The sequence below is a fragment of the Streptomyces thermoalcalitolerans genome, assembly GCF_039525155.1.
Taxonomy (GTDB): Bacteria; Actinomycetota; Actinomycetes; order Streptomycetales; family Streptomycetaceae; genus Streptomyces; species Streptomyces thermovulgaris.
The window spans coordinates 1-13,105 of the sequence record NZ_BAAAHG010000062.1; the positions used below are offsets into that span (position 1 = coordinate 1).

11 protein-coding genes are annotated in these 13,105 nt (G+C 72.8%); 4 read left to right on the plus strand and 7 right to left on the minus strand.

The features are described 5' to 3' along the window. Nucleotides 1-234: 234 nt before the first annotated feature. On the minus strand, nt 235-882 hold the full coding sequence (locus ABD224_RS25410) for a TetR/AcrR family transcriptional regulator (RefSeq protein WP_344053874.1): 648 nt from the start codon (nt 880-882) through the stop codon (nt 235-237). Nucleotides 883-1,128: 246 nt separating this feature from the next. Here ABD224_RS25410 and ABD224_RS25415 point away from each other — a divergent pair, with 246 nt between their 5' ends. Together ABD224_RS25415 and ABD224_RS25420 are read left to right on the plus strand one after the other, a co-directional pair. Then, the gene (locus ABD224_RS25415; RefSeq protein ID WP_344053876.1) at nt 1,129-2,286 is read left to right on the plus strand and encodes a CapA family protein; all 1,158 of its coding nucleotides are present in this window, start codon (nt 1,129-1,131) and stop codon (nt 2,284-2,286) included. Nucleotides 2,287-2,373: 87 nt separating this feature from the next. Continuing rightward, complete coding sequence (locus tag ABD224_RS25420) at nt 2,374-2,925, plus strand: GNAT family N-acetyltransferase (protein ID WP_344053878.1); 552 nt, start codon at nt 2,374-2,376, stop codon at nt 2,923-2,925. Between the two features lie 64 nt (nt 2,926-2,989). Here the strand turns inward: ABD224_RS25420 and ABD224_RS25425 are convergent, their stop codons facing one another. Both ABD224_RS25425 and ABD224_RS25430 read right to left on the minus strand, forming a co-directional pair. Beyond that, on the minus strand, nt 2,990-4,162 hold the full coding sequence (locus tag ABD224_RS25425; RefSeq protein WP_344053880.1) for a carboxylate-amine ligase: 1,173 nt from the start codon (nt 4,160-4,162) through the stop codon (nt 2,990-2,992). Nucleotides 4,163-4,744: 582 nt separating this feature from the next. Further along, nucleotides 4,745-6,535: a SpoIIE family protein phosphatase gene (locus ABD224_RS25430; RefSeq protein WP_344053882.1), complete on the minus strand. Its 1,791-nt coding sequence runs from the start codon at nt 6,533-6,535 to the stop codon at nt 4,745-4,747. Between the two features lie 232 nt (nt 6,536-6,767). Between ABD224_RS25430 and ABD224_RS25435 the strand changes: the two genes are divergently transcribed. Further along, nucleotides 6,768-7,715, plus strand: a complete 948-nt coding sequence (locus ABD224_RS25435; RefSeq protein ID WP_344053884.1) for an SRPBCC family protein — start codon at nt 6,768-6,770, stop codon at nt 7,713-7,715. Then, complete coding sequence (locus tag ABD224_RS25440; protein WP_344053886.1) at nt 7,712-8,887, plus strand: zinc-dependent alcohol dehydrogenase; 1,176 nt, start codon at nt 7,712-7,714, stop codon at nt 8,885-8,887. Before ABD224_RS25435 ends, ABD224_RS25440 begins: the two co-directional genes overlap by 4 nt. Before the next feature lie 178 nt (nt 8,888-9,065). Here ABD224_RS25440 and ABD224_RS25445 read toward each other — a convergent pair whose 3' ends face one another. The 4 genes from ABD224_RS25445 to ABD224_RS25460 form a co-directional block, all read right to left on the minus strand. Continuing rightward, nucleotides 9,066-9,965 (minus strand): hypothetical protein, encoded by a 900-nt coding sequence (locus ABD224_RS25445; RefSeq protein WP_344053888.1) that lies wholly within the window; start codon nt 9,963-9,965, stop codon nt 9,066-9,068. Next, nucleotides 9,962-10,975 carry a ScbA/BarX family gamma-butyrolactone biosynthesis protein gene (locus ABD224_RS25450; RefSeq protein WP_344053890.1) on the minus strand — a complete coding sequence of 338 codons (1,014 nt, stop codon included), beginning with the start codon at nt 10,973-10,975 and terminating at the stop codon, nt 9,962-9,964. The genes ABD224_RS25445 and ABD224_RS25450 overlap by 4 nt, the downstream gene beginning before the upstream one ends. A gap of 71 nt (nt 10,976-11,046) precedes the next feature. Beyond that, nucleotides 11,047-11,994 (minus strand): nucleoside-diphosphate kinase, encoded by a 948-nt coding sequence (locus ABD224_RS25455; RefSeq protein WP_344053893.1) that lies wholly within the window; start codon nt 11,992-11,994, stop codon nt 11,047-11,049. Beyond that, complete coding sequence (locus ABD224_RS25460) at nt 11,991-13,079, minus strand: SDR family oxidoreductase (RefSeq protein ID WP_344053896.1); 1,089 nt, start codon at nt 13,077-13,079, stop codon at nt 11,991-11,993. The genes ABD224_RS25455 and ABD224_RS25460 overlap by 4 nt, the downstream gene beginning before the upstream one ends. Between the last annotated feature and the right edge of the window lie 26 nt (nt 13,080-13,105).

A 13,105-nucleotide genomic window follows, 5' to 3' on the forward strand; every position in this document is an offset into this window, starting at 1 on the left:
CGCCCACAAATCCGGCACCGTCACCAACCTCACCGCCCAGGTCGGCACCGCCCTCACCTCCGGCGCCCCCATCTGCGACATCAAAGACTGACCACACCTCAGCACCCGACCGCGGGCGAAACCCGTGAACACCTCGCGCCCGGCGCACCGCAGACGCGGTACGCCGGGCGCGAGGTGTGTTCGAGTGGGTGCGCCCGCTTTCTTCGTCTTCCTCGTCGGCGGCTTTCCGGCCCTTCATGCCTTGGCGAGCCGCTCGGCCGCGAGCCGGGTCTCCTTCAGTTGAACGGTGCTCTCGATGATCGAGATCATCGAGGAGGCCATCACCTCAAAGAGTTCCTCGGAGCTCATGCCCCGCGCCTCGACGGCCGCGTGCAGCACCGGAGCGGTGGTCTCGCCGTCCTCGTCCTCGAGGAGACCGTTCTGGCCGATTTCCTGCAGCGCACTGGTGATCGCCAGCAGTTCCAGGCCCTCCATCAGCGGGGCGATCATGGGCAGTGGCACACCTTCGGCCCGCAGCCGCTTCGCATTCGCCTCGGTCTCCTCCAGGCCGAGGCCCAGCGGTGCGCGGCGCAGCATGACCGGGATCAGCTCCGGGTGGGAGATCAGCGCCTGCCGGATGCGGTAGGCGCTGAGCGTCAGCCAGACCCTCCAGTTCTCGTTCCCGGTGGGCGGGGTCGCCGCATCGGCCAGCGCGAGCCGGGTGACACCGGCCAGGATCTCGTCCTTGTTGCGGAAATGGTGGTAGAGGGAGGCGCCGTTGACGTTGAGGGCCTCGCCCAGACGCCGGATGCTCAGCGCATCGAGCCCCTCGGTGTCGACGATCTCGAGTGCCGTCTCGAGCGCCTTGCGGCGCGAGATCAGCGGGACCTTCGGTCGAGCCATGCAGAACTCTCCTCTTCTCCGGGCTCCTTGTCCCCATGAACCTCGGTCACCTTGTTCCGTCGATGTTCACCAGCCCTTCACATCTGAGCGCAGTGACCGTACGCGGCTGTCGCCCTCCTCCAACAGGGCTCATTACGGCCACCGTCCCCCTGTCCAAAAGAAGAGGGCCCCGCACCGGGCCGACCGGCCGCCGGGCCGCCGGCGGGCGCGTTCGAGGGAATGCCGTGCGGCCACTACCGTGAGAACATGCGCGGCGGCGTGGTGACGCTGTTCCTGTGCGGCGACGTGATGCTGGGGCGTGGCGTCGACCAGATCCTCGCCTGCCCCGGCGACCCCGTTCTGCGGGAGGGCTGGATCCGTGACGCCCGGGCCTATGTCGATCTGGCGGAGGCGGTGAACGGGCCGATTCCCGCGCCGGTCCCTCCGGCGTGGCCGTGGGGCGAGGCCCTGCGGGTGCCGGCGGAGGCCGCTCCGGACGTACGGATCGTGAACCTGGAGACCTCCGTGACGTGCGCCGACGCGTTCGCCCCGGGCAAGGAGGTCCACTACCGGATGCACCCGGCCAATGTGCCCGCCCTGGCGGTGGCCCGGCCCGATGTCTGTGTCCTCGCCAACAACCACACGCTCGACTTCGGCCGTGCGGGGCTTGTGGAGACGCTCGATGTGCTCAGCGGCGCGGGGCTGCGGGTGGCGGGGGCCGGCCGGGACGCCGAGGAGGCGTACGCCCCGGTGGTGTGCCCGGTCGCGGACGGCGTCCGGGTGCTGGTGGTCGCGCGGGGAATGACGTCCAGCGGCATCCCGCCGAGCTGGGCGGCGACGGCGGAACGGGCCGGTGTCGCCCATGTCCCCGAGCCGACGGCGGCGGCTGCCGCCGAGGTCGTCGAGCGCGTACGGCGGGTCAGGCGTCCCGGGGATCTCGTGGTCGTCTCGGTGCACTGGGGATCCAACTGGGGGTACCACGTCCCCCGGGAGCAGATCCGCTTCGCCCGCGCGCTGGTCGACGGCGGTGTCGACGTCGTCCACGGGCACTCCTCGCACCATCCCCGTCCCGTCGAGGTGTACCGCGACCGGCTGATCCTCTACGGCTGCGGCGACTTCATCGACGACTACGAGGGCATCTCCGGCTACGAGAAGTACCGCGACGATCTGCGGATCGCCTACCTCCCTTCCGTCGAGGCGGACACGGGGCGGCTGACGGAGGTGCGCATGGTGGTGCTGCGCGCCCGGCGGATGCGGCTGGAGCCCGCCGACGAGGAGGACCGGGCGTGGCTGCGGGCGACCCTCGACCGGATCAGCCCGGGGACGAGCATCACCGCGGGGCCGGACGGTGTGCTGAGAGCGGTCGGCACGGCGGCCGCCGTGCGGGGGCCGAACGGCACTTCCTTCAGAAACTCCTTCCTCTAGGAACTCCTCGGCACCGAAGGCGCACAAGCCCGCCGGCCACAGCTCTGAAACGGTGTCCGGGCAGCACCGGCCTACACTCATGCCGTTGTGACAGCCCTCGAGTCAGTGATCCGCCCGGCGGTCCCGGCCGATCTGAACGCCGTGGCCGAGATCTTCACGCACTATGTGCGTCACACCGTGATCACCTTCGAGGAGACCCCGCCACCGCCGGCCGTCTGGCAGCGGCGGCTCGACGACCTCACCGCCCACGGTCTGCCCTTCATGGTCGCCGAACTGTCCGGCGACGTCGTGGGCTATGCCTACGCAGCCCCTTGGCGTTCCAAGCCCGCCTATCGGCACACTGTCGAAAACTCGGTCTATCTCGCCCCCGACCGGACGGGCCAGGGCCTCGGCACCGCGCTGCTGGGCGCCCTGCTGACCGCCTGCGGCCGGACCCATGTACGCCAGATGATCGCCGTCATCGCCGACACCGGCACCGATGCCTCCCTCGCGCTTCACCGCCGTTTCGGCTTCACCGAGGTCGGCCGCTTGACCGCCGTGGGCTACAAGCACGGCCGCTGGATCGACACCGTGCTGATGCAGCGATCACTCGGCCGGGCGCCGGACGGCGAACACCCGCAACTCACCGTGCCGCTGTAGTCCGTCGCCCGGCCCGAACCGGTGACCTGCCCCGCCCCGAACCGGTGACCCGCCACGTACGGGTCTAGGTCGTGGCGCCGCCGAAGGTCTGCAGGGGGAGGCTCCCCTTGGCGGGCGGGAAGACCGTCGGCCGCTTCTCCGGGCTGCCGCCGATGTCGGTGAAGGCCAGCAGGTCGTTGACGGCGTCGAGTCCGCCGGTGCGCAGGGCCTGGCGCTGCTGGTCCGCGCCCGTGCCCTCCCGCAGCAGACGGTGCACGACGGCGGTCACCTCCCGCAGATCACCGGCCGCTTTCAGCGCGGAGTTCACATGGTCCAGCAGCCGGCCCACCACGTCCTCGGCGCGGCGGCGGTGCCCCTGAACATCGATCAGGTCGCCGCTGAGCCCGTGCCGGGCGGCCTGCCACATCGCCGTCCTGATCAGCTCCGGAGCGCACCACGCCGCACGGACACCGGCGGCCGCCTCCCACATCGCGGTCTCCACCAGGGCACGGACCAGGCCGGCCAGCATGACGGCGTCGCTGGCGCGCAGTTGCACGTCCATGCAGCGGATCTCCACCGTGGGATACCGCTCCGACAGCCGGGCCTGCCAGTACAGCTGGCCGGTGTCGGAGATCACGCGGGTGGACAGCAGCCGCTGGACCCGCAGGTCGTAGTCCTCCACGTCGGCGAAGTGCGGCGGTATGCCGCTGACCGGCCACCGGTCGAAGATCACTGTGCGCCAGCTGGCGAATCCGGTGTCGTGCCCCTTCCAGAGCGGCGAGTTCGCCGACATCGCCGTGAGGGTCGGCAGCCACACGCGGATCCGGTTCAGCACCTCCACTCCCATCTGCCGGCTGGGCACGGCCACATGCACGTGCATGCCGCAGACCAGTTGCTCGGCCACCAGCTGCGGAGCCTGCTGCTGCATCGCCCGGTAGCGGGCGCTGTCGGTGACCGGCGGCGTCTCCTGGTGGGAGGGCGGGGTCCCGCTCGCCACGAGCCGGCAGCCGTGCGCCTCGGCCGCGCCCGCCAGGGCGTGCCTCAGCCGCAGCAGGTGTCCGCCGACCTCGCCCAGCTCGGCACACACCGGGGTGGCCACCTCGACCTGCGCCTGCAGCAGCTCCGGCTGCACCTCCCCGGCCGTGACGAAAGGCTGCAGACCGGCTGTGACACGTACCTTGCCCTCGCGTGCGGCCGGCAGGCCCGTGGCCGCATCGACCAGCAGGTACTCCTCTTCGACACCGACGGTCGTCGCCATCAGGGCTTCCCTTCACCGCTCGATCCAGGAGCGGAGCCGGACGGAACCGGTCACCGGGCACGGCACCGCTCCGCCTGACGACGGTGAGGCGCGCATGCCGAACGGCAGCCGATCGACACCTTCCGTGGAGCACTGGCAGTCACCTCAGTATGAGCGCCGGACGGGAAGCCGTGTACCGTGCGGGAACGGCACCGCGTCGGCTTTCGGCCTGGTGGCGCCGTGTCCTCGCGCGCCGGACCGGGCCCCGCCCCGGGCCGGTCGCCGACGCCCGTCGATGCCGTCGGTGCCGTCCGTTCCACGGGTCCGGCGGCCGGTCCGGCCCGGTAATACCGGGACATTCCGGGATGACAAGCCGGTAAGGACGTTCTCTGGTGTCACTCGTCCGGTGCACCTCCCGTTCCCACGGCACGCTCCGGCTCGAAGCGGAGATGTCCGCTCCCCGGGAAGCGGCACGGAGCGGTCGAGGGGGCGCGCTGTTCCCCTGCGGGCAAAGCCCGCAGTTCGAGGCCATGTCGGAGCCTTCCGGCCCGCTTCCGCGCCGATGTGGCCGCGAAGGCGCAAAGTGGTCGGCGGCGTCCGCCGTCACCCGCCGCGGAAGTCCTCGGTGGACGCATCCGGCCGTACCGGTCTGCCGGGCTCCGGGGAGCGGGGCGCCTTCGCGTCGGCGGGGGACAGGGCCGGGGGGACGCGTACGGCCAGGAGGGCCACGTCGTCGTCGTTGCCGGGCGGGCGGACCCGCGCGAGCAGGTGGTCGGCGAAGGACTCCAGGGGGCGGTGGACCAGGGAGGCGGCATGCCGCCTCAGCCGGCGCAACCCCTCGTCCAGGGAGCGGCCGGGGGATTCGATCAGTCCGTCGGTGTACAGCAGGAGGGTCGAGCCGAACGGCAGGACAGTGGTCGCGTCGGCGCGGTCCTGTCCGGGGTCGACGCCCAGGAGCAGGCCGTCACCGCCGGTGAGACAACGGGTCATGCCGTCGTGGGTGATCAGCAGGGGCGGCGGATGGCCGGCGTTGGTCCAGGACAGCTCCCACTGTCCGTCGCCGGTCACCGTCGCCCGGGCGAGGACGAGGGTGGCCATGGACATTTCGGCGATGCGCATGGACGCCTGGTCCAGCCATGTGACGATCCTGCTGGGCGGCCGCTGCTGCGCCCAGGCGTAGGCGCGGAGCATGTTGCGCAGCTGCGCCATGCCCGCCGCGGCGTCCAGGTCGTGGCCGACGACGTCCCCGATGACCAGAACCACGGCCCCGTCGGTCAGGGTGAAGGCGTCGTACCAGTCGCCCCCGACGTCGGAGGCGTCCGGCGCGGGAAGGTAGCGGGCGGTCATGTCCAGCCCCAGCCCGTGCGGCAGCTGCGGCAGCAGGTGCCGCTGCAGGGTCTCGGCGACCGTGCGCTGCCGCTGGTAGAGGCGTACGTTGTCCAGAGCCAGGCCGACCCGGCGCGTGATGTCCTCCAGCAGCGCGGCGTCGGCCGCGGTGAACGGCTCCGGCTGTGCGGAACGTCCCAGCGTCAGGGCCCCGAGGACCTCCCGCAGGCCGAGAATGGGCGCGACGACGGCCGAGTGCATCCCCGTCGCCTCGAACAGACGGCGTTGTGCGGCGGCGATGCCCGAGCCCTGCGGCTCCCGGTAGATCTCCGGCCCGAACAGTGCGGGCGCCGCGCCCCGCAGGGCCCGGGACAGGGGCAGAGGTGAATCCTCCGTCACCGGCGGCATCGGTCCTTGGAGGTCCTCCCGGTACGTCAGGGCGCCGTTGTCCCTGTGGCCCACGGCGACGCGCCGCACCTCGTCACGTTCGGTGATCAGGTCGATCACGGCCCAGTCCGCCAGGCGGGGAACCAGCAGACGGATCAGTCCGCGCAGCGCCTCCTCGATGTCCCGGACGGAGGCCAGCCGGGACGTGACCTCGGCCAGCAGCGTCAGCCGGTCGAACTCCGAGAGCGGCGCGCCGGCCCGCTCCGGCGGGCCGGCGGCATCGTGGGGGTGGAAGAGCACGAGTGCGGCGGACCGGTCGCCCAGGTCGCACAGCACGACCGTCCACACGATCTGCAGCAGGGACCCGTCACCGCGGGCGAACCACTCCCCCGCCTCCTGCACCGTACGGCCGGCGTGGGCGGCCTCGCGCAGCGGGCACCGGGCCCTCGGCGTGTGCTCCCCGTACCGGTCGCGGTGCAGCAGGTCGTGTGCGTCCTGGCCCACCAGCTGTGCGGCGGGCCGGGCCAGCAGCCGTTGTGCCCGGGTGTTGGCCCCGAGGATGCGTCCCTGCTCGTCCACGACATACGCGGCGGACCGCAGGACGTCCAGCACGCTCGCAAGCGCTTCACGGGCATCACCCGGCGGTCGCCCGGCGGGGCGGCGCACTCCCGGCCGGTCCATCTCGTGCCTGCCACCTCCAGCCGCGGCGACGGCCGCCTTCCGCACCCCTGTCACCGGGTTCCCCGGCCGGCCCGGGTGACGCGTGCGGGGCCGGATCCCGTCCGCACCGGGCCGGGCTTCCGTTTGAAGGCGGGCCGGCAGGAAACCCCGGCCCTTGTCGGCCTCTCTTCCGCACCTTCGGGTCCGTCCCGCACCCCCGGATCCGTCCCCCCTATTCCCGCGGGAGCATCCGATGAAGACAGACACCCGCTCCGCCTCCGATCTCCGGCACGATCCGCTCGTACGCGGCCTCGGCTGGGCCAGTGCGCTGCTCGGTGTGCCCCAGGTCGTGCATCCCGCCGGTTTCGCCCGGGGGCTGGGAGTGGACGACACGCCCCGGCACCGCGCGGCCACCGCAGCGGTCGGCGCCCGCGAACTGACCGCTGCGGCGGGACTGCTGGCCCGGCCGCATCCCGCATGGCTCTGGGGCCGGGTCGGCGGCGACGTCATGGACCTGGCCCTGCTGGCCCGGGCTCTTGTGCGTCACGACGGCCGCGGTACGCGCCGTACGGCCGCCGCCACCGCTGCCGCCGCCCTCGTCACGGCCACGGACGTCTACGCGGCCGTGACCCGGACCCGCACCACCACCGAGGTGGAAGCGACCGCGGCGACCACCGTCGGCGTCTCCCTCGACGAGGCCTACGACCACTGGCACCGCTTCGACCGGCTGCCGGTCTTCATGGCGCACCTCGACGACGTACGCGTCACCGGACCCCGCACCAGCCACTGGACGGCGGGCGCGCCCTTCGGCAGGACGGTCGAGTGGGACGCCGAGCTCACCCAGGACGTCCCCGGGCGGCTGATCGCCTGGCGTTCGCTGGACGGCGCGGACATCGACACCTCCGGTGAGGTCTGCTTCGCCCCCGCTCCCGGCAGGCGCGGCACCGAGATTCGTGCGACCCTGCGCTACGCCCTTCCCGCCGGCCCGCTCGGCAGGGCGGTCGCCCGCTGGTTCGGCGAGGAGCCGCGCCGGCAGCTCGACGACGACCTCAGGCGCTTCAAGCAGGTCGTGGAGACCGGCGAGGTGGTCCGCTCCGAGGGTGCCCCCGGCGGCAAGCGGGCCCGCGGGGAGTTCCCGCAGCGCCCGGCGCGACCGCTGACCGAGGCCGAGGCGGCCGGACTGCGGGAGGCCCTGTCATGAAGGCGGTCTGCTGGACGGGCCGGAACTCGGTGGAGGTGCAGGAGGTCCCCGACCCCTCGCTGCTGAACAGCCGCGACGCCATCGTCAAGGTCACCTCGACGGCCATCTGCGGATCGGATCTGCACCTGCTCGACGGCCATGTCCCCACCATGCAGAACGGCGACATCCTGGGCCACGAGTTCATGGGCGAGGTCGTGGAGACCGGACCGGGCCTCGGCGACGACGGGCCGCGGGTCGGCGACCGGGTCGTCGTGCCGTTCCCGATCGCCTGCGGGGCCTGTGCCGCGTGCCGGGCCGAGCTGTACTCGTGCTGCGAGAACTCCAACCCCAACGCCGGGATCGCCGAGAGGTTCTTCGGCCATCCCACGGCCGGGATCTACGGCTACTCGCATCTGACCGGCGGATTCGCCGGCGGGCAGGCGGAGTACGCCCGTGTGGTGTTCGCCGACGTCAACGCTCTGAGGATCGAGTCGGACCTGACCGACGAGCAGGTGCTGTTCCTGTCGGACGTCCTGCCCACCGGGTACATGGCCGCCGACCTGTGCGACATCCAGGAGGGTGAGATCGTCGCCGTCTGGGGGGCCGGTGCCGTGGGCCAGTTCGCGATGGACGGCGCCCGGGCGCTGGGCGCCGAGAAGGTCGTCGCGATCGACAAGGAGCCCTACCGGCTCGAGATGGCCGCCGCACAGGGCTACGACACCGTCAACTTCGACGAGGTGGACGTGCGTTCGGCTCTGCTGGAGCTGACCGGCGGACGCGGCCCGGACAAGTGCATCGACGCGGTGGGCATGGAGGCCACGCACGGTGCCGCCCATGTCCGGGTGTACGACCGCGCCAAGCAGGCCACCCGCGCCGAGAGCGACCGGCCGCACGCACTGCGCCAGGCGATCATGTCCTGCCGCAGCGGTGGCGTGGTGTCGGTCGTCGGTGTGTACGGCGGGATCGTGGACAAGCTCCCGGCCGGTGCCTGGATGAACAGGTCCCTGACCCTGCGCGCCGGGCAGTGCCCGGTGCAGAAGTACATGAAACCGCTGCTGGGGCTGATCGCGCGGGGGAAGATCGACCCGACCCGGGTGATCACCCACCGTCTGCCGCTGACGGAGGCGCCGCACGGCTACGAGCTGTTCAAGAACAAGCAGGACGGCTGCGAGAAGGTGGTCCTCACGCCCTGATCGCCCCGGCAGCCGCCGCCGGGGCGCGGGATCCGTGGGGGCCGCGGGGTCCACGGGAGGCCGCGGGGGCGGGAATCCCGCACAGCGCGGGGTGCGCGGGCCGTGCTCCGTGCGTCGTCCCCCGCCTCCTCATCCCCTCCTCATTCCCTCCCCATCCCCTCGCCTCATCCTCCGCCGGTCAAGGCAGCATCACCGCGCGCACGACCAGGGCGAGATGGGTGCCCGCGACGAAGCCCGTCGCGGCCGGCAGCGGCCAGCCGCCGCGGCGCGCCCGCAAAAACCGCCGCAGGCCCCAGGCCGGAAGCACCGCTGCCAGGCAGGGCAGCAGCCCGGCCGGGCCGTCCGGAAGGAACAGGACGATCTGGCAGCCGACCGCCCCCGCCGCGAAGGCCGCCGTGACCACCGCGCTGCGCCGCGGGCCGAGCCCGGCCGAGTACAGGCGTGCTCCGGGCGGTGTCTCCCAGGCCGTCTTGCGGGCGAACTCGTAGTGCAGGAGCACACAGACGCACAGCGCCAGCAGCACTCCCCCGCGCCAGTCGGCCGCGACGGTCCCGGCGGCGGCCAGCGACCCGTACACATACGCCCCGAGCAGCACCTGCACCGGACAGGTGACCGCGAGATCGAGCAGCTGCCGGTCGCGCAGCGCCGCCGACAGGTGTTCCAGGGCGGCGAGCAGCAGCGCGTAGCCGAGGGCCGACAGGATCAGCAGCACGGCCGCCGACGACAGCGCGGCGTTCAGGCCCGTGACGGCGGCGGTCAGGGCGGCCATGCCGCCGCGCAGTTCGGCGGCGGTGATCGCGCCGGTGACCAGCGGCCGGTCCGGGTGGTGCACACGGTCGTACGCGAGGTCCTTCTGCTCGTCCAGCATCCGCAGGAACAGCAGGGCCAGGATCACGCTCACCACCCGCACCCAGGTGGCCGCCGCCGGACGCCAGGGCGTGCCGGTCAGCGACACCGCGGAGGACTCCAGGGCCAGGGTCCACAGCAGCCCGTAGGTGGCGTAGACCCAGGGCCGGAACATGTGGAGCACGAAGCGGGCCAGCCGGGCGGGCACCCGCGACACGGCGACGGTGCTCATGTCAGGACCGTCCTCCCCGTTCTCGGCATGCGGCCCGGTGCCGTGCCCCCGGCGCCGGCCAGGCCGGCTGTGTCCCCGTCCCGGTCGGCGAAGCCGATGCGGGCCTCGGCCACCGGGGTGCCGAGCTGGTGCAGAGTGCACTCCACGCCTGCTCCGGGCAGCACCGGGGCGGTGCGGCACACCAGGGGCAGGTCCATCTCGGCGAAGCGGTGGAACCGTGCGGACAGGCCGACCGGCAGCGCCGTGGGCGCACGCAGCGTGCCCGAGGCCACGGCGGCGGTCAGGGCCAGTTGGCGGCATGCCTCCAGCTCCAGCATGCCGGGCACATGGTCGACCCAGTGGTCGTACAGCGTCGGGTGCGTGGTCCGGACGACCAGGCGGGCCTCGCTCCCGCCGTCGCCCGTGGGGCGCGGCGGGGAGATGACCACGTTGGCGGGGTCGCGGCGGCCCACCGCGGCGGCGGCGGCGCACGGTCCTCCCAGCGGTGCGACGGGCGGCCGGGACAGGCCGAGCGCACTGCGCTGCCCGGCCCGCAGCCGGTCCCAGTCCTGCGGCCGCATCCAGGAGTAGTCGATGCGGGCGGACAACGCGGGACGTCCGCGGACGGTCACGGTGAAGGCCAGCCGCAGTCCCGTCATCCCGGACCGGCTGTGCAGCCGTTCCTCGATGCGGGCGGCGATGACGGCCTCGGTGGGGGTGGTCCCGGTCGTCAGGGCGGTCAGGTCGGGCACGTCCGACTCGACCGCGCGCAGCAGGAACTTGTGGCCCAGCGGTACGTCGAGGTAGCGGTGGGCCACGACGAAGATGGCCTGCCGGCACGCCTCCAGCACCAGGAAGGGGTCGTGGTGGGTGCGGGGGGCGAGGGTGTCGTCGTGGAAGGCGTGCAGGCGGGGAAGCTGCGCGGCGAGCAGCACCTCGTCCTCGCCCGTGCGTTTCGCGTCGGTCAGGAAGACCTCGGCGATCGCGGCCCGGTGGACCAGTTCCTTCGGGAGGGTCCTGGTGAACTGCATGGGGGTGTTCCTCCTTCGCGGGGCCGTCTTCACGGGGCCGTCCTCACAGAGCCGTCCTCACAGAGCCGTTCTCACGGGGCCGTGGCGCCCAGGGCCGCCAGGTGGCGGCGCCATGTGCCGGCGTCCGCGCCGTCCAGCACCGGGGCGCGGCCGGGCTGCCGCATGGGGAGCACCGTGGAGCCGACGATGACGGTGTCCCAGGGGTCCAGGTCGACTCCCCGCCTCCAGGCCTCCTCCAGGAGCCGGCGCGGGTCGGCGGTGCTGTCGGGGCCGAGGCGGTGCGCCACGGCCTGGCGCAGCCGTTCGAGGGCGGGTTCGAAGTCGAGTTCGCGGGGCTTGGTGGCGGCGTGGAGCCGGCCGGCCAGCTTCAGGGCGTGGCCGGTGCGGTCCTCGCCCTCCAGTGCGGACCGGAAGAGGCGGTCGCGTTCGGTGTCGTCGAAGTGGACGGCCAGCTCCCTGAGGACGTCGGCGGGTTCGTCGGGGGTGTGGACCAGGTTGAGCAGATAGCTGTAGCGGCCGAGGCGGTGGCGGAGCTGGCCGGGCACTCGTGCGCCGGGGTCGGTGGGGCCCTTGAGCCGGGTGAGTTCCACCGAGGCCGGGATGTCGAGGGCGCGGCCGGGGCGGACGACGAGGACGAGGGCGTCGGCGTCCTCGAGGAAGAGCGCGGCGAGCCGTCTGCGGTAGGGGGTGGCGAGGTTCCACTGGAAGTACCACAGGGCACGGATCATGGTGCGGGTCAGGCGGGTGATCGCCGCGCCCACGATCCGGAAGTCCTGTTCGGCCAGCCACTCGACGGCCGCCTCCAGTCTGCGTGCCACCACGGCGTCCGGTTTCAGCAGCAGCGCGGCGTGGTGCCAGGCGAAGCCGGTGACGTCGTCGGTGAGGGCGGCGAGCTGTTCGTGGGCTTCCTGGTAGTAGGTGTCCGCGCCGTACAGCCGTTGCTTGGCGGGGTGGCAGGTGAGCAGGGGCGGCACCGCGATGCCGTGCTCGGGCCCGGGGTGGTCGGGGAGGTGGGTCACTGGGGGCTCCCGTGGGGTCGGCGGGCGGCCGGCTCCCTGGGCGGGGGCGCGCCGAGGTAGCCGGTCCGGAGGCAGTGGTCGAGGAGGCGGCGCAGATAGGTGCGTCCGCGTGCGGTCGGCCGGCGGCTGCCGAAGGCGGTGGCCTGGGTGTCGTCGAAGTGGACGCGCCGGCGGAAGTAGGTGTCGTAGAGGGCGATGACGCGGTCGTAGTAGGGGCGTTCGCGGTCGGGCAGGGCCGATGCGGAGAACAGGGACGGGGGGACGAACCGCGGCACCTGGAAGGACGGGTACGCGGCGAGGACGTCGGAGAAGTCCCGCAGGGTCAGCTCGTGGCCGACGGCGTGCAGGGTGCGGCCCTCGGCGTCGGCGAAGCGGAGGGCGGCCTCGGCGACCAGGTCGGCGACGTGGTCGACCGGGACCAGGTCGAGCACGGCGTCGTAGTGGCCGGGGGCGCTGCGCACCAGGCCTCTGGTGAAGACCTTGAGCACCGGGTAGATGGTCCTGAAGTCGCGGATACGGCCGGTGCGGGCGGCGCCGGTGATGATGCCGGGGCGTACCACGGCGACCGGCAGGCCCTCCGCGGCGGCCTTGTGGACCAGGGTCTCCGCGGTCAGTTTGCTCCGCTCGTAGCCGTTGCCGAGGGGCTGGCCCATGTCGAGTTCGTCCTCGTAGGCGGTGCCGTCGCGTTCTCCGCAGATGTAGGCGGTGCTGACGTGCACGAGCGGGGTGCGGTGGGCGAGGGCGAGGTCGAGGACGTGCCGGGTGCCGGAGACGTTGATGCTCCGGTACTGCTCCTCGGGCAGTCCGAAGTCGGTGACGGCGGCGCAGTGCACGATCCGGTCGGCGGTCTGGACGAGGTGCCGGTCGTCGTCGGCGAGCCCGAGGCCGGGGCGGGTGATGTCGCCGGTGACCGGGACGAGGGTGCCGGGCCCGGGGGTGAGTGCTGTGCCGTCGTTGCGGACGAGGCCGGTCCTGCGGTGCAGCAGGGCCAGCACGGTGTGGCCCGCGGCGGTGAGCCGGGCGGTCGTCTCCGCGCCCACCAGGCCGCTGGCTCCGGTGACCAGCACCGTCATCGTGTCGGCCATCGGTCGGTCCTCCTGGGGGCTGGGGG

Bases quoted from the DNA above. Each gene is read 5' to 3' on its own strand.
- ABD224_RS25410 (WP_344053874.1), bottom strand. From the start codon at position 882: ATGGCTCGACCGAAGGTCCCGCTGATCTCGCGCCGCAAGGCGCTCGAG.
- ABD224_RS25415 (WP_344053876.1), top strand. From the start codon at position 1,129: ATGCGCGGCGGCGTGGTGACGCTGTTCCTGTGCGGCGACGTGATGCTG.
- ABD224_RS25425 (WP_344053880.1), bottom strand. From the start codon at position 4,162: ATGGCGACGACCGTCGGTGTCGAAGAGGAGTACCTGCTGGTCGATGCG.
- ABD224_RS25430 (WP_344053882.1), bottom strand. From the start codon at position 6,535: ATGGACCGGCCGGGAGTGCGCCGCCCCGCCGGGCGACCGCCGGGTGAT.
- ABD224_RS25435 (WP_344053884.1), top strand. From the start codon at position 6,768: ATGAAGACAGACACCCGCTCCGCCTCCGATCTCCGGCACGATCCGCTC.
- ABD224_RS25440 (WP_344053886.1), top strand. From the start codon at position 7,712: ATGAAGGCGGTCTGCTGGACGGGCCGGAACTCGGTGGAGGTGCAGGAG.
- ABD224_RS25445 (WP_344053888.1), bottom strand. From the start codon at position 9,965: ATGAGCACCGTCGCCGTGTCGCGGGTGCCCGCCCGGCTGGCCCGCTTC.
- ABD224_RS25450 (WP_344053890.1), bottom strand. From the start codon at position 10,975: ATGCAGTTCACCAGGACCCTCCCGAAGGAACTGGTCCACCGGGCCGCG.
- ABD224_RS25460 (WP_344053896.1), bottom strand. From the start codon at position 13,079: ATGGCCGACACGATGACGGTGCTGGTCACCGGAGCCAGCGGCCTGGTG.